The sequence below is a fragment of the Micromonospora sp. Llam0 genome, from assembly GCF_003751085.1.
In the GTDB taxonomy this organism is placed as follows: domain Bacteria; phylum Actinomycetota; class Actinomycetes; order Mycobacteriales; family Micromonosporaceae; genus Micromonospora_E.
The window spans coordinates 831,960-854,488 of the sequence record NZ_RJJY01000002.1 but is presented as its reverse complement, the minus strand read 5'-3'; the positions used below and the strand labels follow the sequence as shown (position 1 = coordinate 854,488).

Annotated in this window: 29 protein-coding genes and 1 pseudogene; 17 read left to right on the top strand and 13 right to left on the bottom strand. The window is 72.1% G+C overall.

The annotated features are described in order from the left end of the window. Positions 1-31 precede the first annotated feature (31 nt). Both EDC02_RS42010 and EDC02_RS31235 read left to right on the top strand, forming a co-directional pair. Positions 32-547 (top strand): annotated as a pseudogene (locus tag EDC02_RS42010) (winged helix-turn-helix domain-containing protein); the annotation flags it as partial. 377 nt (positions 548-924) lie between these two features. Beyond that, positions 925-1,881, top strand: a complete 957-nt coding sequence (locus EDC02_RS31235; RefSeq protein WP_148083714.1) for a hypothetical protein — start codon at positions 925-927, stop codon at positions 1,879-1,881. A gap of 40 nt (positions 1,882-1,921) precedes the next feature. On the opposite strand, the gene EDC02_RS31230 is transcribed toward EDC02_RS31235, so the two are convergent. After that, a complete protein-coding gene (locus EDC02_RS31230) occupies positions 1,922-2,287 on the bottom strand; it encodes a DsrE family protein (RefSeq protein ID WP_123605848.1) in 366 nt (121 codons plus the stop codon). A 25-nt stretch (positions 2,288-2,312) separates the two neighbouring features. Between EDC02_RS31230 and mtfM the strand changes: the two genes are divergently transcribed. The 5 genes from mtfM to EDC02_RS31210 all read left to right on the top strand — a co-directional run bounded on the left by mtfM (position 2,313) and on the right by EDC02_RS31210 (position 5,658). Further along, the gene (mtfM, locus tag EDC02_RS42570) at positions 2,313-2,417 is read left to right on the top strand and encodes a small membrane protein MtfM (RefSeq protein ID WP_278171721.1); all 105 of its coding nucleotides are present in this window, start codon (positions 2,313-2,315) and stop codon (positions 2,415-2,417) included. A 15-nt stretch (positions 2,418-2,432) separates the two neighbouring features. Then, complete coding sequence (locus EDC02_RS31225; protein WP_123605847.1) at positions 2,433-3,062, top strand: FABP family protein; 630 nt, start codon at positions 2,433-2,435, stop codon at positions 3,060-3,062. Between the two features lie 75 nt (positions 3,063-3,137). Continuing rightward, on the top strand, positions 3,138-3,560 hold the full coding sequence (locus EDC02_RS31220) for a Fur family transcriptional regulator (protein WP_123607270.1): 423 nt from the start codon (positions 3,138-3,140) through the stop codon (positions 3,558-3,560). Next, positions 3,557-4,648 (top strand): folate-binding protein YgfZ, encoded by a 1,092-nt coding sequence (locus tag EDC02_RS31215; protein WP_370461586.1) that lies wholly within the window; start codon positions 3,557-3,559, stop codon positions 4,646-4,648. Before EDC02_RS31220 ends, EDC02_RS31215 begins: the two co-directional genes overlap by 4 nt. Before the next feature lie 53 nt (positions 4,649-4,701). Further along, positions 4,702-5,658: an asparaginase gene (locus EDC02_RS31210; RefSeq protein WP_123607268.1), complete on the top strand. Its 957-nt coding sequence runs from the start codon at positions 4,702-4,704 to the stop codon at positions 5,656-5,658. Positions 5,659-5,706: 48 nt separating this feature from the next. On the opposite strand, the gene EDC02_RS31205 is transcribed toward EDC02_RS31210, so the two are convergent. Beyond that, complete coding sequence (locus tag EDC02_RS31205) at positions 5,707-6,516, bottom strand: alpha/beta fold hydrolase (protein ID WP_123605846.1); 810 nt, start codon at positions 6,514-6,516, stop codon at positions 5,707-5,709. A gap of 142 nt (positions 6,517-6,658) precedes the next feature. On the opposite strand from EDC02_RS31205, the gene EDC02_RS42005 reads away from it, so the two are divergent. The 4 genes from EDC02_RS42005 to EDC02_RS31185 all read left to right on the top strand — a co-directional run bounded on the left by EDC02_RS42005 (position 6,659) and on the right by EDC02_RS31185 (position 8,977). Then, positions 6,659-7,243, top strand: a complete 585-nt coding sequence (locus tag EDC02_RS42005) for a helix-turn-helix domain-containing protein (protein ID WP_233606539.1) — start codon at positions 6,659-6,661, stop codon at positions 7,241-7,243. Continuing rightward, positions 7,240-7,701 carry a hypothetical protein gene (locus EDC02_RS31195; protein ID WP_123605845.1) on the top strand — a complete coding sequence of 154 codons (462 nt, stop codon included), beginning with the start codon at positions 7,240-7,242 and terminating at the stop codon, positions 7,699-7,701. Before EDC02_RS42005 ends, EDC02_RS31195 begins: the two co-directional genes overlap by 4 nt. A 77-nt stretch (positions 7,702-7,778) precedes the next feature. Beyond that, positions 7,779-8,087, top strand: coding sequence for a DUF2516 family protein (locus tag EDC02_RS31190; RefSeq protein WP_123605844.1), 309 nt, complete (start codon positions 7,779-7,781; stop codon positions 8,085-8,087). Further along, a complete protein-coding gene (locus tag EDC02_RS31185; RefSeq protein WP_123605843.1) occupies positions 8,084-8,977 on the top strand; it encodes an alpha/beta fold hydrolase in 894 nt (297 codons plus the stop codon). Before EDC02_RS31190 ends, EDC02_RS31185 begins: the two co-directional genes overlap by 4 nt. 50 nt (positions 8,978-9,027) lie before the next feature. On the opposite strand, the gene EDC02_RS31180 is transcribed toward EDC02_RS31185, so the two are convergent. Beyond that, positions 9,028-10,314, bottom strand: coding sequence for an FAD-dependent oxidoreductase (locus EDC02_RS31180; protein WP_123605842.1), 1,287 nt, complete (start codon positions 10,312-10,314; stop codon positions 9,028-9,030). A gap of 147 nt (positions 10,315-10,461) precedes the next feature. On the opposite strand from EDC02_RS31180, the gene EDC02_RS31175 reads away from it, so the two are divergent. Next, positions 10,462-10,941 carry an alanine--tRNA ligase-related protein gene (locus EDC02_RS31175; protein ID WP_233606538.1) on the top strand — a complete coding sequence of 160 codons (480 nt, stop codon included), beginning with the start codon at positions 10,462-10,464 and terminating at the stop codon, positions 10,939-10,941. Between the two features lie 177 nt (positions 10,942-11,118). Next, positions 11,119-11,469 carry a hypothetical protein gene (locus EDC02_RS31170; RefSeq protein WP_148083713.1) on the top strand — a complete coding sequence of 117 codons (351 nt, stop codon included), beginning with the start codon at positions 11,119-11,121 and terminating at the stop codon, positions 11,467-11,469. A 504-nt stretch (positions 11,470-11,973) separates the two neighbouring features. On the opposite strand, the gene EDC02_RS31160 is transcribed toward EDC02_RS31170, so the two are convergent. Then, a complete protein-coding gene (locus EDC02_RS31160; RefSeq protein WP_148083712.1) occupies positions 11,974-12,327 on the bottom strand; it encodes a hypothetical protein in 354 nt (117 codons plus the stop codon). Next, positions 12,324-13,085, bottom strand: coding sequence for a GntR family transcriptional regulator (locus EDC02_RS31155; protein WP_123605838.1), 762 nt, complete (start codon positions 13,083-13,085; stop codon positions 12,324-12,326). The genes EDC02_RS31160 and EDC02_RS31155 overlap by 4 nt, the downstream gene beginning before the upstream one ends. 214 nt (positions 13,086-13,299) lie before the next feature. Between EDC02_RS31155 and EDC02_RS40535 the strand changes: the two genes are divergently transcribed. The 4 genes from EDC02_RS40535 (at position 13,300) to EDC02_RS31140 (ending at position 14,762) form a co-directional block, all read left to right on the top strand. Further along, the gene (locus EDC02_RS40535; RefSeq protein WP_158632381.1) at positions 13,300-13,473 is read left to right on the top strand and encodes a hypothetical protein; all 174 of its coding nucleotides are present in this window, start codon (positions 13,300-13,302) and stop codon (positions 13,471-13,473) included. Continuing rightward, complete coding sequence (locus EDC02_RS31150) at positions 13,470-13,751, top strand: hypothetical protein (protein ID WP_123605837.1); 282 nt, start codon at positions 13,470-13,472, stop codon at positions 13,749-13,751. Before EDC02_RS40535 ends, EDC02_RS31150 begins: the two co-directional genes overlap by 4 nt. Next, entirely contained in the window at positions 13,748-13,939 is a 192-nt protein-coding gene (locus EDC02_RS31145; protein WP_123605836.1) for a hypothetical protein, read from the top strand. The genes EDC02_RS31150 and EDC02_RS31145 overlap by 4 nt, the downstream gene beginning before the upstream one ends. Positions 13,940-14,336: 397 nt before the next feature. Further along, a complete protein-coding gene (locus EDC02_RS31140; protein ID WP_123605835.1) occupies positions 14,337-14,762 on the top strand; it encodes a hypothetical protein in 426 nt (141 codons plus the stop codon). Between the two features lie 68 nt (positions 14,763-14,830). On the opposite strand, the gene EDC02_RS31135 is transcribed toward EDC02_RS31140, so the two are convergent. The 8 genes from EDC02_RS31135 to EDC02_RS31100 all read right to left on the bottom strand — a co-directional run bounded on the left by EDC02_RS31135 (position 14,831) and on the right by EDC02_RS31100 (position 22,523). Next, positions 14,831-15,097: a hypothetical protein gene (locus tag EDC02_RS31135; RefSeq protein ID WP_123605834.1), complete on the bottom strand. Its 267-nt coding sequence runs from the start codon at positions 15,095-15,097 to the stop codon at positions 14,831-14,833. Positions 15,098-15,119: 22 nt separating this feature from the next. Next, on the bottom strand, positions 15,120-15,614 hold the full coding sequence (locus EDC02_RS31130; protein ID WP_123605833.1) for a hypothetical protein: 495 nt from the start codon (positions 15,612-15,614) through the stop codon (positions 15,120-15,122). Next, positions 15,614-16,501: an N-acetylmuramoyl-L-alanine amidase gene (locus EDC02_RS31125; protein WP_158632380.1), complete on the bottom strand. Its 888-nt coding sequence runs from the start codon at positions 16,499-16,501 to the stop codon at positions 15,614-15,616. The genes EDC02_RS31130 and EDC02_RS31125 overlap by 1 nt, the downstream gene beginning before the upstream one ends. Before the next feature lie 117 nt (positions 16,502-16,618). Next, entirely contained in the window at positions 16,619-17,107 is a 489-nt protein-coding gene (locus tag EDC02_RS31120) for a hypothetical protein (protein WP_123605831.1), read from the bottom strand. Beyond that, positions 17,104-19,761 carry a hypothetical protein gene (locus tag EDC02_RS31115; RefSeq protein WP_123605830.1) on the bottom strand — a complete coding sequence of 886 codons (2,658 nt, stop codon included), beginning with the start codon at positions 19,759-19,761 and terminating at the stop codon, positions 17,104-17,106. The genes EDC02_RS31120 and EDC02_RS31115 overlap by 4 nt, the downstream gene beginning before the upstream one ends. After that, entirely contained in the window at positions 19,758-21,806 is a 2,049-nt protein-coding gene (locus EDC02_RS31110) for a phage tail protein (RefSeq protein WP_233606537.1), read from the bottom strand. Before EDC02_RS31110 ends, EDC02_RS31115 begins: the two co-directional genes overlap by 4 nt. Then, positions 21,751-22,086, bottom strand: a complete 336-nt coding sequence (locus EDC02_RS31105; protein WP_158632379.1) for a DUF4035 domain-containing protein — start codon at positions 22,084-22,086, stop codon at positions 21,751-21,753. Before EDC02_RS31105 ends, EDC02_RS31110 begins: the two co-directional genes overlap by 56 nt. 41 nt (positions 22,087-22,127) lie before the next feature. Then, positions 22,128-22,523: a hypothetical protein gene (locus EDC02_RS31100; RefSeq protein WP_123605828.1), complete on the bottom strand. Its 396-nt coding sequence runs from the start codon at positions 22,521-22,523 to the stop codon at positions 22,128-22,130. Positions 22,524-22,529 lie beyond the last annotated feature (6 nt).

Genomic DNA, 22,529 nt, shown 5'->3' with positions numbered 1-22,529 from the left:
GTTGACTCCGGCGACTAAACGGCGTTGTCTGATGACACGCAGCAACCTGGGGAGGAGTGCGGTGGTCAACGGTGAGGTGCCACTGGTCGTGTGTGTCACCGCTGACGTAGCCGTCCGTGAGCGCGTCGTGAGACGGCTCGACGACTGCGGCACGGTAGTCATCTGTACTGATCTGGCCGAGTTACGGGCGATGCTGTTCCCGCCCGTACCGGCGGAGGACCCGGAGCCGGCGGCGCCGGTCGTGCTCGGCGACCTCGTCGTCGACGTGCCCGGCCATCTCGTCACCTGGCGGGGTGAGCCGTTGGCGCTGACCCGGCTGGAGCGAGAGTTGTTGGCCCGGCTGGCCACCCCGCCGGTGGTGGTCTGGACCTACGAACGGCTCTTCGGCTCGGTCTGGGGCGGGGCCTACCTCGGCGACACAGCCATTTTGCACTCGGCCGTCAAACGGCTGCGCCGCAAGTTGCGCGGCGCTGGCGGCGGCCTGGAGATCCAGACCGTACGCGGCGTCGGCTACCGGCTCGCGTCAAGCGCGCCGGACAACTTCGGCGCACCGGCGGCGACGGGACCCGACCGGGCCGGGTACCAGCGGGACGACCTGGCCGGCGTCGGCGCGGTCCGCGACGACGTGGCCGCTCGCGACGACGTGGCCGCTCGCGACGACGTGGCCGCTCGCGACGACGTGGCCGCTCGCGACGACCTGGCCGCTCGCGACGAGTTGGTCCGCGACAGCGCGGCTCGCGACGAACTGGGCCACGAGGAGGCGGTGCCGGACGAGCCTGGCTGGGACGGGTCGGATCGGGAGTTGCCGGAGCAGCGGATCGGCAGGCCGGTCGAGGTCGGCTGCTGACCGCTGCCGGGGCGGCCGGTTGTCGACGGCTGCCGGGCGGGCCGGCTGCCCTGGTCGGTGCCTGGCACGATGGCCGGGTGACTGACGACCCGCCCACGACCCCGGCCGTCCCGCCGGCACACCCGGCCGCAGCGGTCCCGCCGCCGGCGGGACCGCCAGTCGCCGCCGTACCGCCGAACGCCACGGGCCCTGGCCCGTCGCGTCGGTGGTGGCGGTGGTGGCTGGCGGCCGCCGCAGTGGCCTGGAGCGTGCTGCTGTTCGGCCTGGCCGTGCAGTCCCAGCGGGACGACAGTCCGACCGTGCGCGAGCAGCGCGACATCGGACAGGCCCGGCCCGTCGCTGACCGGGCGGCGATCGACCTGACCGCCGCGGTCGGCGACGCCGGCGTGGTGGTGCTGGCCGAGGAGCAGATCACCGCCGGCTGCCGGATCACGCCGATGCGACCCGGCGCCGAACTGACCCGGGTGCTCACCGCCTACACGGCGCCCGACGCCGGCCCGGCGTTGCTCGACCGGATCGCCCGCCAACTCCCGGCCAGCTACGCCGCGATAGCTCGGCACGACGCCACCACCGGCCGGTCGCGGCTCGGTGCCGACGCCGGTGATTTCGTCGCGGTCCGCGGCGAGCTGATCCGGGCCGGCGTGGTGCAGTTGCGGGTCAGCACCGGCTGCCGACCGGCGTCCGGTGGGTCCCGGCCCGCACCCGCCGACCCCCGGCCGGGCGCCACCGTCGGCCCGACCCCGCGCAGCCACGCCGAAGTGCTGACGGGCGCCTTCGGGGTGGCCGACGTGCAGGCCGCATCGTCGGTGGAACTGCCCTGTCCCGACGGCGACGGACAGCTCAGCAGCTACGCGCTGACCGCGGCCAGCACAGCGGAGTCCGACGAGTGGGCATCGCTCGGCTTCACCATGCCGCGCGCCACCGTGGTCTCCGATCAGGCACCGCTGTTCGTCCACCGGTACGGCACCAAGGGCACCGTGGTGCGGCTCGACGGCGACGACGTCTGGATCGCCTCCACCGACTTCACCTGCTGATCCCGCCGCCCCCCGCTGAGCATCGGCGGCGCCAGCCCGGTCAGTAGACGAGGGCCTGGCCGCCGTCGGCCATGATCTCCTCGACGAAGACCGCCGCCCCGGCGATCCGTACCCCCGGCAGCACGTCGTCCGGGCCGAACCCACGGCGGGCCGCGCACTGCGTACAGACCGTCACCCGACCGCCGCTGGCCAGCACCGCGTCCAGCAGGTCGGGCAGCGGCGCCGAATGCGGCAGGTCGAACTCGGCGGCCCGGCCGGGCAGCCCGAACCACGCCGACTCACCGGTCAGCCAGAGGGAGACCTCGACGCCGGCCGCGGCGGCGGTGCCCGCTACGGTGAACGCCTGGGCGCACCGCTCCGGCTCGTCCGAGCCGGCGGTCGCCTTCACGACGAGAGTGCGAGCCATGCGGCCAGCATAGGATGGCCTTGTCATGGTTACCGAGATCGGGTTCGTCAGCCTGCTGGTGGCAGGCTTCGGCGCGCTCGCCGGTGGCCTGGTCTACCTCGCGGTCCGCATCTGCCGTGGACGCTGGTGAGAAAGCGGAGGATCGATGAGCGCGAGCAGCGCGTCCGGAGCGGGACAGCCGAGCACCGAGGAGAACCCGGTCCGGCCGCCGTGGCTGGACGCCCCGCCGGTCGACCCGTACCCGTTCGAGGAGAGTCACGACCTGCGGGTCGGCCCGAAGCTGCACCCGGCGTTGAACGCGCTGCTGCCGTACATCGGGGTGTGGCGCGGGCGGGGACGCGGCGGCTACCCGACGATCGAGGACTTCGACTACGCGCAGGAGATCCGGATCAGCCACGACGGCCGGCCGTTCCTGCAGTACGAGTCGCGGGCCTGGCTGCTCGACGAGCAGTCCCGCCCGGTGCGCCCGGCCGGCCGTGAACTCGGCTGGTGGCGGGCGGTCACCGACGCCGACGGCCGGGCCACCGGTGAGCTGGAGGCGACGATGATGACCCCGACCGGGGTGATGGAGCTCTACCTGGGTCGGGTCACCGGGGTGCAGGTCGAGTTGGCCACCGACGCCGTGGTGCGTACCGGTACCGCCAAGGAGGTCACCGGCGGCCACCGGCTGTTCGGCATCGTCGAGGGGGCGCTGCTGTACGCCCAGGAAATGGCCGCGGTCGGTCAGCCGCTCTCCCCGCACCTGTCCGCCCGGCTGATCCGGGTCGGCGGCTGATCCGGCTCGGCAACGGAGACCGGTCGGCTACGGAGATCGGTCGGCTACGGAGACGGCGGCGATAGGATGGCGACGGTGGCTGAATCTTCCCTGGCAGAGATGCTGCGCTCGCGCGGGCTACGGCTGACCGCGCAGCGTCAGCTGATCCTGGAAGCGGTGCACGAGCTAGGACACGCCACCCCGGAGCAGGTGCTCAACGCGGTGCGCGAGGTCGCCGCCGGGGTGAACATCACCACCATCTACCGCACCCTGGAGCTGTTCGAAGAGCTGGGCCTGGTCACCCACACCCACCTGTCGCACGGTTCGCCGACGTTCCACTCGGTCGGCGAGGACCAGCACGTCCACCTGGTCTGCCGGTCCTGCAAGTCGGTCTCGGAGATGGACCCGGTGCTGGCCGAGCCGCTGATCACCGCGCTCGCCGAACAGCGCGGCTTCCAAGTCGACATCGGCCACATGGCGTTGTTCGGCACCTGCGAGCGGTGCGGAGGAAAACAGTGATCGACATACCCGGTGCGGTGGACATCGCCGACGTGGCCACCGGATCCCCCGACACCGGGGTCGCCGCCCACTACGGCGACCCGATGCGCGAGCAGCGCCGGCTCGCCACCGAGGTCGGCCTGGTCGACCGGAGCAACCGGGGAGTGCTCGCGGTGCCCGGTGCCGAACGGATCGGCTGGCTGCACACCCTGACCACCCAGCACCTGGCGACGCTGCGCGCCGGTCAGGGCACCGAGCTGCTGGTGCTCTCCCCACACGGCCATGTGGAGCAGCACGCGATGGTCGCCGAGGACGGCACGACCACCTGGCTGGACACCGAGCCGCAGATGGCCGGCGAGCTGCTGGCGTACCTGCTGAAGATGCGATTCTTCACCGAGGTCGACCCGGCGGAGGTGACCGCCGACTGGGCGGTGCTGTCGCTGGTCGGCCCGGCTGCGGTCGACGCGGCGGCGGCGCTGGGCGTGACCGGGCTGGCCGACCCGGACCTGCTGCCGGTGCCCGCGTCGAAGTTCGCCGCCGGGTCGATCCCCGGCCGGCCCACCGTGCTCTACCCGGTGGCCGCGCTGCCGACCGACGGGCCGTACCGGGGCGGCTGGGCCCGCCGGGTGCCACTCGGCGTCGACCTGCTGGTGCCCCGGTCCGCGACGGCACAGCTGGTGGCCGAGGCGACCGCGGCCGGTGCCGCACCGGCCGGGCTGTGGGCGTACGAGGCGATGCGGGTCGCCTCGCGTACCCCCCGGGTCGGTCTGGAAACCGACCACCGGGCGATCCCGGCGGAGGTCGGCCTGCTCGGGCCGGCGGTCCACCTCGACAAGGGCTGCTACCGGGGGCAGGAGACGGTGGCCCGGGTGCACAACCTGGGCCGGCCGCCGCGCCGGCTGGTGCTGCTGCACCTCGACGGAGTGGCCAGTGACACCCCGCCGGACGCCGGCACCCCGCTGACCCTGGAGGGACGGACGGTCGGCTTCGTCGGCACCGCGCTGCGCCACCACGAGCTCGGCATGGTCGCCCTGGCGGTGGTGAAACGCAACGTGCCGGACGATGCCGATCTGCGTGCCGGTGAGTTCACCGCCGCGATCGAGCCCTGAGCCGGGATGGCGCAGAGTTGACCGGGTACGCCGGCGGGGTGCCGCTGGTCGAGATGGTTCGCTCCGGTTTCGGGGAGAGCCGGCATCACGGCTCACTGGTGGTGCTGGCCGCTGACGGCGGCCTGCGGGAGCGGTTCGGCGACGTGGAGTCGCCGGTGTTTCCCCGGTCGGCGAACAAGCCGTTGCAGGCGATCGGCATGTTGTGGGCCGGGCTGCGGCTGGCCGATCCAGCCGATCTGGCGGTGGTCTGTGCCAGCCACAGTGGCGAGGACTTCCACCTGGCCCGGGTGGCCGCGTTGCTGCGTACCGCCGGGCTCACCGAGGCGGCGCTGCGCTGCCCGCCGGAGCTGCCGGTCGGCGCGGCCGCCGTAGCCGACGTGCTGCGGGCCGGTGGCGGGCCGAGCCGGCTGCAGATGAACTGCTCCGGCAAGCATGCCGGGATGCTGCTGACCTGCCGGGCGGCCGGCTGGCCGGTGGAGGAGTACTGGCATCCGGAGCATCCGTTGCAGGAACGGATCCGGGCCGCCGTCGAGGAGTACGCCGGTGAGCCGGCCGCCGCCGTCGGGGTGGACGGCTGCGGCGCGCCGGTGCTGGCGTTGTCGCTGACCGCGGTGGCGCGGGCGTTCCTGCGCCTGGTGCACGGCCCTGCCGGGTCGGTGGAGCGGACCGTGGCGGACGCGATGCGGGCGTACCCGGAGCTGGTGGCCGGCACCGGACGGGCCGACACCCGGCTGATGCGGGCGGTGCCCGGGCTGCTGGCCAAGGTCGGCGCGGAGGGTGTGTTGGCGGTGGCGGTGCCCGGCGTCGGGGCGATCGCGGTGAAGGTCGACGACGGCGCGCAGCGGGCGACGGTGCCGCCGGTGGTCGCCGCACTACGCCGGCTCGGCGTCGGCACCGGCCCCGACGCCGAAGGCCTGGATCCGGTGGCTCTGGCCGAACTCGGTGAGCCGCCGGTGCTCGGCGGCGGCCAGCCGGTCGGCACGCTGCGCGCCCTGTGCTGGCCGTCCTGACGACGAGACTGGCCGGCGGACGAGCGGGCTGTCGCGCGGTGTGGGCGGCTATCGCGCGGTGTCGGCGAGGAACTCGCGCAGCGCGGCGTCGACCGGCCCGGGGCACTCCAACGGCAGCAGGTGGGCCGCGCCGGGCACGTCCGGCAGCCGCCGGGCGGTCGGGATGCCGGTGCTGATCAGGTCGGCCAGGGCGAGGATGTCCGGCACGTCGAGCGCGCCGGCGCCGACCAGCACCGGCACGCCGATCTCACCGAGCCGGCGGGCTGCCGGTGGATCGAGTTCGCGGTGGGTGACGTCGCCGAGCGCGGCTTCGGCGGCGAGCGCGCGGCGGTCCATCTCGCGGGCGAACGTGATCAGCTCGGGATCGACGTCGGCGGGCTGCCGGTGTGGGCCGACGACCCAGAACCGCACCTCGGCGTCGGCCATCGCGTCCAGGTCCTCCGGGTGCACCGCGCCGACCAGGTCGTCCCAGAGCTGCTCGGTGGCGTCGGACCAGTCGTGACCGCCCAGCGCCGACCCGAACAGGGCGAGCGCGGTGACCCGGTCGGGGTGGGCGAGGGTCGCGTCGATGGCGACCGCGCCGCCGAACGAGCAGCCGACCAGTGCGGCGCGGGTGACGCCGAGCGCATCCAGCAGGCCGACCACGTCGTCGTGGTGGGCGAACGGGGTGGCCGGCAGGTCGGACTCGCCGTAGCCGCGCAGGTCCATGGCGATCACCCGGTGCCGGTCGCGCAGCGCGGCGACCTGCGCCCGCCACATCCGGCGGTCGGCGATGCCGGCGTGGATCAGCAGTACGGGCGGCCCGGTACCGACGTCGTCGTAGCTGATCGTCGCGTCGCCTACCCGGATCGTCGCCATCGGCGGGGAGCCTAGCGTCACGGGGCGGCCGGCCGCCAACGACTTTCTCGACCGCTCCTCCCGACGGCTCTTCTCGGTGACCCCGCTAACTTTCGTTAGCGTTTCGCTAGCAGTTGCAAGCAGATCGGGTTACCGTCGAGACATGGCCACACCGAAGGACCTGCCTCGCGACATCGGGGGCTTCATCCGCGACCTGCGGCACAACGCCCGCATCTCGCTGCGGCAGCTCGCCGAGCAGGCCGGCGTCAGCAACCCCTACCTCAGCCAGGTGGAGCGCGGCCTGCGCAAGCCGAGCGCGGAGGTGCTCCAGCAGTTGGCCAGCGCGCTGCGGGTCTCCACCCCGGTGATGTACCTGCGGGCCGGGCTGCTCGACGACAAGGACGGCCAGGGCGTGCTTGCCGCGATCGCTTCGGACCCCGACCTCACCATGGCGCAGAAGCAGTCGCTGAGCCAGATCTACGAGACGTTCCGCCGGGAGAACGCCCGGCACGCCGGACCGGACGCCGACGCGGACGCAGCTACCGCCGCCGAAGAAGTTGAGGAGCAGACCCTGCAGTCGGTCGCCGTCACCGAGGCCGGGGCCGCGCCTAGCCCGGCGACCGAGGACCCGCCGCCCACCGCGCCGACCAGGACCACTTCCCGGCAGAAGACCACCCCCCGGCGTCGTACGCCCCGGGCCGGGGGAACCGAGCAGGCCGCCGCGGCGGCCGAGGAGGAGCAACGATGAGCCAGCCGAAGACCAAGCGGATCCCCGCACCCCTGTACGCCGTCGCCGGCGCCGGGGACCTGGCTTACCAGCAGCTGCGCAAGCTGCCGGTGGCCGTCACCCAGCTGACCGGCAAGGCCACCCTCGGCACCGTCGGCCTGCGGGAGAAGGCCGCACAGGGCACCGCCGAGCTGCGTGAACGGGCCAACACCGGTGCCGACCTGGAGCGCCTGCGGGCGATCGCGCTGCGCAACCGCGACGCGGTGCTCGCCGGTGCCCAGTCGGCCGGGCAGCGAGCCGTGGCGATCTACGGCACGCTGGTGGCGCACGGCGAGCGGGTCGTCGGCACCGGGGTGGTCCGGGCCGCCGACACCGTCAACGCCGACATGGAGACCACCGAGGCTCCGGCCCAGGTCACCGCGGCACCGGAAGCCGATTCGACCGAGCCGGCCAAGCCCACCCAGGCCAAGGCCGAGTAGTTCCGGCGGGTCCGGGTGACCCGCGGGCCCCGGATGCAGGTGGCACGCATCCGGGGCCCGCGGCATAAGCTTTGGGCATGGACTCTGCCGCGCCGCTGTTCTATGCCGACGTCCGGTACATCCTCGACTTGGCGCTGTTCGTGTTCGCCCTCGTCGTGCAGGCTGTCGCGCTGGTGCACTGCGTCACCCAGAAGGGTGAGGCGTTCCCGGCGATCGGCACTCTGCCGAAAGGCGCGTGGCTGGCCATCCTCGGCGTCTGCCTGCTGCTCACCCTGCTGTTCCAGGTCAGCCTGTTCGGTCTGATCGGGATCGCCGCCGGGCTGATCTACCTGCTCGACGTGCGGGTCGGGCTGCGGGACATCGCCGACGGCCGAGGCTCCTGGTGAGAGATTTCCGTTGGCCACCGCCGCCCGACGGCGGGCCGCGGACCTACGGGCCCGGCCCGTCCGGTCCCCGTACCGGCCGGCCCGCGCTGCCCGAGCCGGAGACCGAGGTGATCGCCACGCCGCACGGCGTGGAGCTGGAACGGCTGATCACCGGGTCCGGTGAGCCGACCACCGTCTTCGCGCACGGCATCGCGCACGGCATCGCCACCACCCGGCCGCTGGGCAGCGGAGTCGCCGGGCGCAAGGTGTTCTTCCAGTTCCGGGGGCACGGCCGGTCCGCCGTGCCGGCCGGCCCATGGGGCTACCCCGACCTGGCCCGGGACCTGCGGGCCGTGGCCGATCTGACCGGTGCCGGCCGGGCGGTCGGGATGAGCCTCGGTGCCGGGGCGTTGGCCCGGTTGCTGACCGACAGCCCGCAGCGGTTCGACCGGGCGGTGTTCTTCCTGCCGTCGGCCTTCGACACGGCCCGGCCGGCCTCGGCCCGCCAGCGGGTCGCCGATCTGGTCACTGCGGTCAACGACAGCGACGTCTCCGGGGTGGCCGAGCTGATCGCGGCGGAGACCCCGGTGCCGGTACGCAACACCCCGGCCGCGTGGGCGTACCTGCGTACCAGGATCGACCAGCTGCTGCGCGACGGCCTCGCCGCCGAACTGGTCGACCTGGCCGACGCGGTGCCGGTGCCCGACCCGGCGGCGCTCGCCGCGGTCACCGCCCGGGTCCTGGTGATCGGCTGCGCCGGCGACGACCTGCACCCGACCGAGACCGCCGAGCGGCTGGCCGCCGCCATCCCGGGCGCCGCCCTGTACGTCTACAGCCGCCCCGGCGTGCTCTGGAATCAGCGCACCGATCTGCGGCAGCGGGTCTCCGGCTTCCTCAACGAGCCGACCTGATCAGCGGCGGGCGCCGTGGCCCCGGTCGTTTCCTGACATGTCGACGACGGTCAACCGCAGCAGCCACCGGAGGCGGCGGACGGCGTGGTGGACTGATCGCTGGGCGCCACCGAGCAGACGCCGGTCTCCGGCAGATCCAGCTGCACGTCCCGGGCGGCGGTCCAGTCACCGGCCAGCGCCGCCGTGACCGAGCGGACCTGCTCGTAGCCGGTGGCCAGCAGGAACGTCGGCGCCCGGCCGTAGCTCTTCATGCCGACCACGTAGTATCCCGGCTCCGGCTGGGTGAGCTCGTCCACCCCGTGTGGCGGGACGGTGCCGCAGGAATGCTCGTTCGGGTCGATCAGCGGGGCCAGCCTCCGGGTGCAGCCCAGCGCCGGGTCCAGGTCCAGCCGTAGCTCGTCGGCGATCCGGTGGTCGGGGCGGAAGCCGGTGGCGGAGACGATCCGGTCGGCGGTCAGCGTCCGGCCGTCGGTCGCGACCAGCTCGGCCCGGCCGTCGGTGGTGACCCGTACGGCGTGCACGCCGAATCCGCTGACCAGCTCGACCCGGCCGGAGTCGACCAGCAACCGCAGCCCGGTGCCCAACTTGCCGCGGCCCGGCAGGGCGTCGGCGTCGCCGCCGCCGAGCGCCCGGTCGATGGTCGCGCCACGGGTGACCCAGCTGACCCGGGTGTCCGGCTCCTGATCGGCCAGCTCGGCTAGGGCCAGCAGGGTGTTGGCGGCGGAGTGGCCGGCACCGACGACGACGGTATGCCGGCCGGTGTGCTCGGCCCGGTGGGCACCGAGCACGTCCGGCAGAGCGGTGCTGATCAGGTGGGCTGCCGGCGGCTCGCCGTGGGCGGGCAGCCCGTTGACGCCCAGGACGTTCGGCGTACCCCAGGTGCCGGAGGCGTCGATGACGGCACCGGCGCTGAGCTCCGTACCGTCGGCGAGCCGGACCACGAACGGTGCCTGCTCCCGGCCGTCGGTGCGGACCCGGTCGATGCCGGCGCGGCCCAGCGCCACGGCCCGTGTGCCGTACCGGATCCGATCGGCCAGGTCGGGGAGCTTGGCCAGCGGTTCGAGGTAGTCGCCGATGAGCTCGGCGCCGGTCGGCAGCTGCTCGGGATCGGGGGCGGCCCAGCCGGCGGCGTCGAGCAGCCGGCGGGCGGCTGAATCGATGTTGTAACGCCAGGGGGAGAAGAGCTGGACGTGACCCCAGTTGCTGACCGCCGCGCCGGCGTTGCCGCCGGCCTCCAGCAGGACCCAGGGCAGGCCGCGCTCGTGCAGGTGGGCGGCGGCGGCCAGGCCGACTGGCCCGGCCCCGATGACGACAACCGGTAGTTCCTCGTTGATCATGAGTCCCTCCGTGGCGGCGAGCGTTCGTAGTCTTGATGATCGTCGAATCAACATCACGATGCCCACTGTTTCGACGATGGTCAAGTTTGACACCCGTCGAATCAGCCGACTGGGTGATTCCACCTGGTCGGCGGTAACCTGCCACCCGTGGGTGTCACCAGTCACGGTCGTACCGACCGACTCGACCTGCGCGACCCGACCCTGCGTGAGTGGCAGTGCACTGTGCTGCACGCCGACGCCGAGCAGGGCATCGTGCTGGACCGCTCCGCCTTCTACCCGGGCGGCGGCGGCCAGCCGCCGGACCACGGCGTACTGCTCTGGCAGGGGGCGCAGACCCGGATCGTCGGCACCCGCAAGGGCGACGACCTCTACCTGATCCCCGCCGACGATGACCCGCTGCCGCCGGTCGGCGCCGAGGTCACCGGCGCGGTCGAGGACACCCGCCGCAGCCTGCTGATGCGTACCCACTCCGGGCTGCACGTGCTCTGCGGCGTGGTGTTCCGCGACTTCGGTGCCCTGGTGACCGGCGGCAACATGGAGCCCGTCATGTCAGATGTAGAACAGACACTGCCCGTTCGGTTGGACCTCGACGCTGATCAAGGTAGACGGCGCCGGCCATGCGGATGATGTCCCAGGTGGTAGCCCTTCGCGGTACTCCCACCCATGCCGGTGGACGTCGCCCGGACGGTGGATCAACTCCCCGGTAACGGCCCGTAACATCTCCGTGTCTAAGTGGATCTAGCGACGACGGGGGATGTCGCTGGAGACCAGATCCCCATCCCTCCCGAGGAGGATCGCCCCACCATGGCACGACTACAGCTCGTCGACGACGATGGGCCGAACAGCACGTCATACCGGCGGCCCGCCGCCACCCTGCTCACCGTCATCCTGGTCATCGCCACCGCCGTCACGGTGCTGGCCGTCGGGGCCACCGTGCTCGGACTCGCGGCCCGCGATGTCCTCATCGCCGGAGCGGTTGTGGCGTGGACCGTCTACGCAGTCCGGCTCGGTGAGTCGTCGCTACACCGGCGCATGGACCGCATCGAGCGGCGCGTCCAGGATGCCTCCTACCACGAGGGCTATGTGGAGGGTTACATGCAGGGCGTCCGGCGAGAACTGCCGAAGCCGAGCCATAGAGCGGTCCGGCCCGTCTGACCCGGGAGGGACGGGACTGGGTCCAGGGGCTTGAAAACCCATCAACGAAGCCCCCCCCCGCTCGAAGTCAACTTTGGATCACTGTCGGTCACGTGGGGTCTGCTGATGCAGACCCCACGCCTGCACCTGGCCAGCGCAGTCCGCGCGGATGCCGGTGAGACGGAGCCGGCCGGTCCGGCAACTCGGCGACCTCCACCCTCGGCACCCGGTCCGGCGACAGATGACGCCAGTCCGCCAGCACGACGACATCGGCCTCCCCCGCAGCGAGCATGCGGACGACGTCGGGCCACCCTGTAGCGCCATCGTCGACCACGAGACTGATGACGCGGTACTCGGACTCCTCTGCATGATCAACACAGATCCGCTGCCACTCGAGAGCGTCGTCACCAGAGCGTACGTAGATGACGGCCCTCAGCTGCTGTTCGTCCCCCATCACGGGAGGTTGATCGACGGGGCAGGCGAAGATCAAGACTTGACGTGCCCGATTGCGCAGATGACGCCCGGTCAGGCCAGCACATGGCGAGGATTTGCCCCGCAGTGCCGGGCGAGCGCTGCTGCGGCGGCCCGGCCGGTGTGGAACGGGCCGAGCCGGTCTGATTCGCCCAGCTTGTCCAGCCGTGCGGCTGTCCACCCGCCGAGCAGCCGCCCCGGCCCCGACCACAGGTACCCGAGCAGTACGCCGTCGCACGCCACCACCCACCTGGTGGCCGGCTGGTTGACGGCCGCGTACCGCAGCCCTGGGTGGGACATGACGGCGGCCAGCGCCTCGGCCGCCAGCATCCTCGCGTCAGCGTCGTCGACGGCGGCCGAGGCCTCCGCCAGGACCGCCACAATGGCGTCACGATCCACTCTGCTCACCTCCCAGTCCTGATCGGCAGATCGCCGTACTCATACCGCACCCGTCGAGCGTCCGATACCACCTGCAACGCTTCCACCGCCTGGCCGGTGACGTCACGCGTCGTGCGCCACAGCTCCAGGACCCAGCCGACCGCCACCAGGCCGAGCGCGGTCCGTTCAGCCTCCGACGCGGGCCTGGCCGACAGCTCCTCGCTCGCGGTCGCCGGGCGCACGCCAGCAGCCATCATCGCCGCGTACACACCGCCAACGACCTTCCCTGGCTCTGCCAGCACCGTCCCGGCGACCAGAGTCGACGGCATCCACGACTCGTGTACCTGGACCACGTGGCCGTCCGCCAGATGCCGCCGGCGGCGGAGCACCATCGACGTACCGGCCGGCACCTCGAGCCGCGCGGCCACCTGCGCCGGCGCCGGCACGGACTCGACCGCCACCAACTCCACCGATCCGGTGACGCCCTGATCGGCACAGGCCGTCTCCCACGGGCCCAGGTGCGCCCGGGTCCGGCCCGGATCGGTCACCGCCGCGTACCGGGTGAGCGCCAGCCGGACGGGTGGTGTGGCGACGCGCGTGCCGGCGGCCCGAGCCGACTCCAGCACCCCGGCTGCACGCAGCTCGGCCAGGGCGCGACGGACGGTCTCGCGGCTCACGCCGTACGACTCGGCCAGTTCGTGTTCCGTGGGGATGCGGCTGCCGGGTGGGTGGTCACCCCTCGCGATCGCCTCGCGGAGGTCCGCTGCGATCTCCCGATAGCCCGCCATGCGCCCAGTTTAGGCGTACGCAAAGCCTTGACGTCGCGTCGTTACTGCGGTCACACTCAGTCCATCTTTGCGTACGCAAAGATGGCCGGCCCGGTCCTGATCGGCATCCAGCGCGCGGATCCGCGGGGCCGGGCCACCCCGGATCGGCGGCGGTCCGGCCGGGTTCCCCCGTGCTCGCCGGGCCGCCGCCCCCGCTGACTCGAGGAGCGCGAAGATGATCGGGAAGTGGTTCCTCCGCGTCGATGCCGTGGTCGACGTCGTCCGTCCGGTGCCCGGCCGCCGCCGGTACGCCGACCAGCCCGCCCGGCCGACCGACACCCGGCCAGCGACCCGCACCGACCGCGGCGACCAGCGCGGCGGCAACGGCGGCCGCACCATCCTGCCGTGACCGGCACGCCCAGCCCGGCCGGCCCGGCCGCAGAGCCGGCGCACACCCCGCACCGCCCGTCGTGGACGTGCGCGGTCTGCGCGCCCGACACCCCATGGCCCTGCCCACCCGCACGCACCCAGCTAGCAGAGGCGTACGCCGGCGAGCCGATCGCGTTGTCGGTCGACGTCGGCGAAATGCTGACCGTCGCGGCCGGCGAGGCCGGTATCACCGACCCCGCCGAACTGTACGAACGGTTCGTGGCCTGGACGTGGATCTCAGCGGGAGTCGCCCCGTGACCGCGATGGACGACGGACCGATCACCGACCAGGACCGCGACGACGCGGCCGCCAGCGCCGTGCACGCACACGCCGCCGGGTGCCGGTGCCACCTCGAATGCCCCGGCACCGACGCCTGCCCGCAGCTCGCGTGGGCCCGCACCCGCCGGGCCGTATCCCGATGGCGCCTGGTGCGTCGCTCGATATGACCGGTCCGATGGACGACGCCAGGGCGGCAAGGATCCTCGCCATCCACCACGGACCGCCGCCACCGGTCTGGCCACGCTGCCCGGCCTGCCAGCCCGGCGGATGCCCCGACCTGATCCGCGCTGTGCAGTGGCGCGCCGACCGCCGAGACGCGCTCCTCGACGCCGATATACGCCAGCACCCACTGTTCAACTGGCAGCGGGTGCTGTGGACGACGCTGCGGTCCCGGCCTTGGCGATGTACCCGCGTCTCATCCCCGTAACGGTGGGTGTCGCCTGCCCGACGGTCCGATGGCGTGCTGCGGCCGCCGCTGGCACCGTGATCGCGCCCGCCCGTACCCCGACGGCCCCGCCCCGGCCGGCTACAGCGGGCCTACCCCCACGAGACCGAGGAGACGACGTGCGTAACAAGATGCTGATAGCGGCCATCGCGATCGCGGCGGTCACCGCTCTGGGCTGCGGTGCCGGCTCTGATGAGGACGCGGCCACGCCGGCGCCGACGTCGGCAACGGCCGACGACAGCCTTGCCTCCGCCGCTGCGGCCGCCGGTATCCCGCCAACCCCATCGCCCGAGGATTGGGCTGCCTACATCAGCGCTCTGATGGACATCAACCCGGACATCGTCGGCGACAAGGACGAGAAGACGATCGTCGACCGTGGCCGGAGCCAGTGCCAGTCGATCGGCAACGGCGAGGCAGACGAGGCAAAGCTCGTCCAGCTCACGAACTTGCGGTTCTCGGCGCCGGGGTATCCGGACGGGTTCGGGGAGGAGACCGCCACCCAGATCCTGGCTGTGGTGCGGCAGTTCATCTGTCCCGACTTCTGAGCAGAGACAGAGACACAGTGAAGCGGCCCCGCACCGGACTCGGTGCGGGGCCGCTGCTGCGTGCGGGGTCAGCGTCCAGGCGGGACCTCGTGTCGGGGTGCGGACGCCAGCCACGGCGCGTACGCGCGGAGCCAGGCGTCGACGCCAGGGATGGCCATGACCCGGGTGATGGCGCCGGTGACCGCGACGACGCCGGCGACTGCCGGCACGGTGTCGATCCCGGCCTCGCTCGCGGCGAGCGGGATCAGCGGCAGCGCGGCGATCGTCGCGGCGACGGCGGTCCGGAGGGTGGCCCGCCACGGGTGGCGGGACTGGGTGGTAACTGCGGTGGGCACGAGGTTCTCCTCTCTCGCCGGTCTACGCCGGCGATGGGCGGGCAAGGGTGAGTTGCGCGGTCAGGTCTTCGACCTGGCCGCGCAGCTGCACGATGGTGGCGTCCCGGGCGGCTAGGACCTCCCGGAGCCGGTCCCGGTCGCCCTGCGTCCGGCGCAGCTCGTCCGCCAGGCCCGCCTCAGCGGTCGCCAGTTGCGCCAGCCGTGACTCCAGCTCGGTCACCCGCTGGCGAAGCCTCTCCTCTTCAGCACTGGTGAGCCGCAACGCCTCACGCAGGTCGGTGATCTGGCTCCGGGCCCGGTCCAGCGCGTCTCGCAGGTCACTTGTCAGCTGCTGGTAGACGTCCTGGCTGATCCGGGTCGTCTCGGCCTGCAGGTGCTTCGCCTGGGCGGCGGCGTGCTGGGCCTGGGCCTGGCGGAGCCGGCGGCCGACCATTGCGCCGGCGGCCGGCCCGCCGACCGCGGCGCCGAGCACTGCGGCGCCGGCGCCGACCAGCGCGGTGAGTAGGCCTGGGTCCATCAGTTGGTGGCGAGCAGGGCCCGGCCGAGCGCGGCGGCGCGTTCCTCGCCGAGGACCGCGACCAGGGCGGTCGCCGCTTCCTCCGGCGGCCGGGCGCCGAGCCCGGTCAGCACGCCGGACACGATCGCGTCCTCGTCGACCCAGTCCCGGCCGACTGCGGTCCGCAGTTCGGCCCGCAGCGCGGCGATGTCACCGACTGCCCTGGCGGCGTCGGCAGCGGCGTTGCGCGCAGCTGTGTGCAACGCCGGGCCATTCTTCGGGTAGATCCAGCCGTTGACGGCGACCGCGATCTCCCGCACGTCGTCTTTGCTAATGGCCATGGTCGCGTCCCTTCTCTGCAGCGCGTCAACCCGCGCCCTGAACTGGGTCATGTCGATCCCGTGAGGGTCCGACTTTGTGGACGTCTGCCCTTTAGGCGGCGGCCACGGCTGGTGCTCGCGGTGTGCCGCCACCATCCGCGCCGCCACCTGCAGGCGGCCGGAGATCGCGGCCACCCCCCGCTGGTAGCTGTCCAGCTGCACCTGCGGCCAGGGCTCGCCACGGTTGTTGTTCCCCGCCTCCACCCCGAACAGCTCGGCGTTGCCGAGGCCCTTGCACGGCCCTGCCCAGCCGGTAAGCGCGTGGTTGCAGCGGCCGGAGGCGACCACCCACCACACGCCGTCGCGGGCCAGGTAGGTCTGCGCGATCGGCGGCGGCGCTGTCGCTGAGCCGTTGAGTAGAACCCGGACCTCGTCCTCGGCGCGGGCCCCGGTGCCGCCGGCGGTGGCGTGGCAGATGACGCCCCGGATAGGCCCCCAGCTGGATGAGCCGCGATCGCGCCAGCCGTCGACCTCGCGGACGGTCAGCCCGGCACTGCGCAGCACCTCGGGCAGCCAGAGCAGTCGCATGTCAGGACACCTCCGGATAGTCGTCGTCCCAGCCGGCTGCGTAGGCGAGAAGCCCGCCGACCAGTCCGACCAGCGCGGCGGCGGCGAGCACGATGAGCAGAGCCATGTCATTCCTCTCTACAGTGGCCGGCGGTAGTGGACGTACAGCGCCGATGCCGCCTGGTTGGTGCCGGATTGCACGTCGAGCGGGGTGGCGGTGGCTTGCCGGACGCGGACCTCGACGTAGTCGCCGGTCTCCATGCGCAGCAACGGCGCGCGCGCCACCGACAACGCCGTGTCCGACGTCGCCGGCCAGATGACCTCCCGCGAGCCGAGCACGGACACGCCGTTGAGCCACAGCCACGACAGGCGGCGGTCGGCGACGTACGGCTCCCACATGATGTGGCCGGCGACCTCGTACCAGCCGTCGACCTGGCACGTGTATCGGGTCGGCTCGCCGGAGTCCCAGCCGCCGTGCGTGTCCAGCTCCGCCACGTCCCATTCGACGCTCGTATCAGTGGACGCCAGGATCTCCTGCGCGGACGACTTCCGCAGGACGGCGGCCGGCGGGTCGACCAGGGTCGCCAGGTCGTCGCCGGTGACGATCTGGCCGTCGGCGATGGTCATCGGGCGAGCCTCCACGGCGCTACGGGCCGGACCGGTGATCCGGCCAGGATGGTCTTCTCGACCCCGTTGACCGGGGTGGCCGCGATGGTGAACGTCTGCCGGCCCGGCTCGGACAGTTCGGCGTCGTCGATGTAGGTCAGCACCCCCGACGTGGGGGTGCCGGTCAACCGGACCCGACCGGAGACCCGCGCGGCCGACGCTGGCGGGGACGAGGTCGCGCCGAGCTGGGTCCACGTGTCGGCGATGACACCGGCCGTCACCGTGGTGGTGCCCAGCAGACCGCCGCCGTCGTCGTACCACAAGATCTGCATGTCGATGACGCGCGTCGACGCGCACCGCACCCACGCCGACCAGGTCCACGGGTACGCGCCGTCCAGGGCGTGCACCGGGATGACGTCGGTGGCGGCGATCGCCTCGGCGCTGACCCCGTCGGGAGTCAGCAGCAGCGACGCCGACCCGGTGTGCGCCTGCGCGGTCGACCGGCCGACGGTGCCGCCGGTGCCGGACCAGCCCGACGCGTCAACCTCGAACGTCCCGTTGGGGTTGACGGGACCGGCCTGGGCGCAGCTGGTGGCGGTCAACCTGACCCCGGACACCAGCAACTCCATCGGGAAGTCCGCCGGCCGGACGGTCCACAGCGACCGGTTCCCGGCGGCCCTCGCCACCGGCAGCGCGGTGTCGACCCCGGCGTCAACGTCGGCGGTGGTCACCGATCCGCGGGTGCCCGTGCGCGTCGTTGACGCCAGTACACCGACCCGGTACAACGCGCCGGGGCTCGTCGACCACGTGATCCGCAGCGACGACAGGTCGAACTCCTCCGCGTAGCCCTCGACGATCTGCTCGACCGGGTCCGGCGGCAGCCCGAACGCGTCCAGGCCCCGCAGCTGGACCAGGTCACCGACGTCGACGGCGGCGGCCGCGTCGCGGGCGGTGTCGTCCCACGCCTGCGACGTCAGGTCCACCGGGATCTGCGGGAACCGGGTCTCGTCGATCGTGCCGGCCGACAGCATCCACCACGCCGCCGACTCCAGCTCGGCCGCGTCGGCGACGTTACGGTCCAACTCGACCGGCATCCGGCCGACCCCGTCCGGATCATCGGTCGGATCCTGCACGTTCAGCGCACCCTCCTCCTGGACGATGCGTGTCTCGTCGCCGGCCGGGGTCCGCAGGGTGACGTCGTTGACGATCAGCTTGTCATCGTCGACCGGCGTCAACGGCGCCGCCAACCGGCCCGACCCATGCGCCAGCACCAACGGCGTCTGGTTGTACAGGGTGGACCGTAGCCGCATCACCAGCGCCCGGGTGCCGCGCGCCTCGGTGAGGATCGCGTCGTCCGCGTCCGCGCACTCCTGCAGCAGCTCCAGCACCGACAGCCGACGCTGCGGGCCCATCGGCGCCGACGACGCGGCGTCACCGATCAGCGTGTAGCCGGGCACCGACTCCTCGGCGCAGAGCCGCTCGAACCGGTCCCCGGCGGTCTCGCCGGCGTGGCCGGTGGCAGCTGACACGGTGTCCGAGGTGCCCGGGACCGGTGACCAGATCGCGACGTGCCCCAACGACGGCATCAGGTCGTCGCCGTTCTCCCTCTCACGCGGGTTGAGCACCCACTCCGTGACCTGCCCCACCGTGCCGGCAAGCGTGTCGCTGAAGCTGGCGACGGTCGCGGCCAGCAGGCCGTCCACCCAGACTCGGATCCTGATGGTGCCGCCGTCCTGATCGCCGTCGACCCGGTAGTGGTGCGGCAGCCCGTCGGCGATCGTGAACGCGGACCAGCCCGACCCGTACGACGTCGACATCCGGCCGTAGAAGATCGTCATGCCCGACGCGGCCACGTTGGCCTCGTAGCGCATCGTCTCCTCGGACGGATGATCCGTGAACGCGTCGGTCGTCTCCCACCAGATCGGCGTCCGGGAGTCGGCCTGGTCCCGGGGCTGGGTCATCACCCACTCGACACGCCACCCGGACTCGCCCGCCGGCTGAGGCACCAGGCCCCGCAGAGTGCCGCCCCGGGACAGATCCACCACCGGCGCGGACCCCGGCCCGACATCACCGGTGCCGAACTCCGGCAGCCCGGCCGGAGGCAACGGCTCACCAGTGAACGGCGCCTCAAACCGGGAGTAGCCGAACGGCCGCGCCGGCGGGCACCCAGGAATCGGTGACCGGGCCAGCGGCGCCCCCGCCGGATCCTCCAACGGCCAATAACCGGCCGGCCCGGTCGCCGGGATCGCACGCCGCAACGCGGACTGCAGCGGCGCGGCCGACACCGTATGCCGCAGCCCGTACGCGGTCACCTCCACCCACCGCACAGACGCGGTCAGATCCCACTGCGCCGGCCACTCCAGCACATCGCCGACGAACCGCACCGGCGCGCTGGTCAGCTGCGGCACGGTGACCCGGACCGGCACCCGCCGACCGATCACCCCGAACAAGTCGGAGCGCGGATTGCGCCGCGAGTAGCGGCCCACCACCCCGGGCGCGACCAGCGACGCACCGTTGTTGATCATCAGGGTGCAGGTCGCCGCATCCGGCTCGCCGCCCTCGTTCTGCGTGCCCCGGGTGATCCGCACCTTCCGCTTGTTGAACACATCCGCGCTGATGTCATGCCACTCGCCGGCGTAGAACAGCTCGGTCACCGGCGTGTACCGGGTGCTCACCGAGCACCCCGCTGCCCGAACGCCAACTGCACGTTGCCGCGGCCCTTGATCCGCACCAGCTCGCGGATGATCTCCAACAGCAGGGCCATCAACCGGCTGCCGTCGCCCTCGAACAGGACCGTCGTGTCCCCGCCGCCGCCGTCCAGGTCGCGGGCACCGCGTGGCAACGGCACCACCGCCTCGTCGTACCGGCCCTCACCGATCACCGCCAGCCGGCCACCCGGCGTCGCCGGCACGATCCCACCATCGGCCAGGTACGGGATGTTCGGCGTCGACAGAGTCACCGACGGGATGTCCAGTCCGAGGACCGACCCGCCACCCAACGTCAAGCTGAAGTTGTTCCACCGGGCGATCAGCCAATTCAGCGCCGACCGGAACGCCGTCTTCAGCCCGTCGAACATGCCCCGCGCGGCCCTCGACAGTTTCCCGGGCAGTCCTTTGAAGAATGCAACGAACCGGTCGATCCTCGACTGGATCTCGTTCCACATCGCGACCGCGATCCGGCCGACACCCTTCCAGAAGCCGGAGAAGATGCCCCACCACGTTTTGAACAAGGCGATGAAGAACTTCCCGATCGTGATCCAAACGGTGGAGAAGACCGTCCACCACAGCTTGGCGAGGGTGATCACGGTGTCGAACAGCCACGTCCAGCCGGTGACGATCCAGTCGACCGCCCACTTCACGACCGCGACGATCGCTTTCCAGATGACCGACCACAGGTCCTGAAAAAACGTCGTCTGCGTGGCGATCCACACGATCGCTGCGACCAGCAGAGCGACACCGGCGATGATCAGCAGGATGGGGCCGAGGGTCGTCGCCATGACGATGCCCCACGCGGTTTGTACCGCCGTCCAAATCTTGACGGCGAGTACGACGATCCCGATCGCGGCGGCGAGGATGCCGAGGCCGGTCGCCAACGGAACCACCCAGTCGCTGTTGCGCTGCAACCAGCCGAAGGTGGCTTCGATGTACGGCACGGCATCGGCCAGCGTGGTGACCAGGGCCAGTTCGGCCTTCCGGCGGAAGTTGTCGAGTCGCTGGCTGGCCGAGCCCTCCAGCGCGGCGCCGGCCGAGTCGCTCGCCCCGGCCACGTTCTCCAGGCCGTCACCCACCGACGCCATCGACTGCAGAAACTGCGGGATGTCCGACTTGTTGAGGTCCTCCAACGGCGCGCCGAACAGCGCGATCGCCTGCTCTGCCTGCTTGGTCGGGTCCTTGATGGACGCCAGTCCGCCGACGATCTTCTGAAACGCGGCCTGGGCGCGGTCACCACCGGCCAACAGGTCGTTGGACATCTTGTGCGCGTCGAGCCCAATTGACTCGTACGCGGTCTTCGTCGAGTCGGACATCTCGGTGGCCAGGAGCGTCATCTCTTTGATGGCGTCGCCGGTCTTGTCCAGACCCCACTTGCCCTTGGTCGCGGCGTCGGTCAGCAGCGCGAACGTCTGCTCACCGGTGAACCCGACCGACCGGAAGAACTGGCTGTACTCGTCGGCGACCTCCAACACGTCCGGCACCAGTGCCTCCGGTACGCGCCGGCTCGCCGCGGTGATGAGGTCCAGGGCGTGGGTCGCGTCCCGCGCCAGCCCGGACCCGATCAGCGTGGATGCGTACTGCGCGGCGGCTGCGACGTCGACGCCCCACGCCGTCGCGTACGCCTGGGTCCGTACGGTTAGGTCCTCCAGCTTCGCGGCGTCCCCGTCCGGCACCAGTCCGGACGACAGCACGGCCCTGGTCGCGGCCATCGCGTCGGCAGCGCTGGCCGCGAAGCCTCTCCCGTAGACCTCGCCGGCGACATCACCCACCTTCGCCGCGAGCACCGGATCACCCAGCCGGGCCTCCAGCTGTGCGCGGGCCCGGTCCAGGTCCATCGCGCCGGCGATGCCGACGGCGAGGGTGGCGCCGATCGCGACCGCGCCGATCGCGGCGGATTTCTTGACCGCCTGCCACGTCCTGCTGAACGTGGACTTGATCGCTTTGGTGCCTTTCTCAACGCCGTCTGCGTCGACGCCGATCTTGACCATGAGGTCCGCCAGAGTCGCCACCCGGGTCACCTCCTCGTCGACGCGTACGGCCGCCCATCTGGGCGTTGAGTTGTTTGATCAGCCGCAGGTGGTCGTGCTCGTCCTGCGGGCCGGTTTCCATCTCGGGGCGGTCCCATTCCGGGATGAAGTCCTCCGGCCGGTACCGCTTCCCGCGTTTGCCCCGGTTCGAGTTCGCGATGGTCGACGCCACGATGGCGGCTTGGATGTCGCCGCGGGCCGGGCCGAGCGGCCCGGTCACCCGCTCGTACGCCATCCAGCCGCTGATCTCGCGGGAGTCCATCGCCGCGAGCATCACCCCGACCGGCAGACCCAGAGCGAGCGCTAGTCGGTAGCGGAACTGTCGCTCTGGGCGCTGTCGAAATCCGCCGTGAGCTCGTCGACGTCGTCGTCGGACAGGCCCGCGATCCGCTGGCAGGCGTCGTAGATCCGGTCCAACGGCTTCGCGTTCTTCCTGCTCAACGCCGAGATGTCGTCCTCAGTGAACATCTTCCGCCCGGCGTCGTCGACCGCACACAACACGATCAATTTGGCTCTCGCGTTGCGCATGTTGACCTTGCGGTCCCGGCCCCGCTGCTGCAGCAGCGACTGCTCGAAGCTGTCCCGCTCGGCACCGGAGATGGACCGGATGCGGACGGTGCCGCCCCACTCCGGCACGGGCACCTCGTCGAAGGTGCGGTCAGTCGCGCCGAGGATCTGGTCACGGCTCAGGAAAGTCATCGGTGG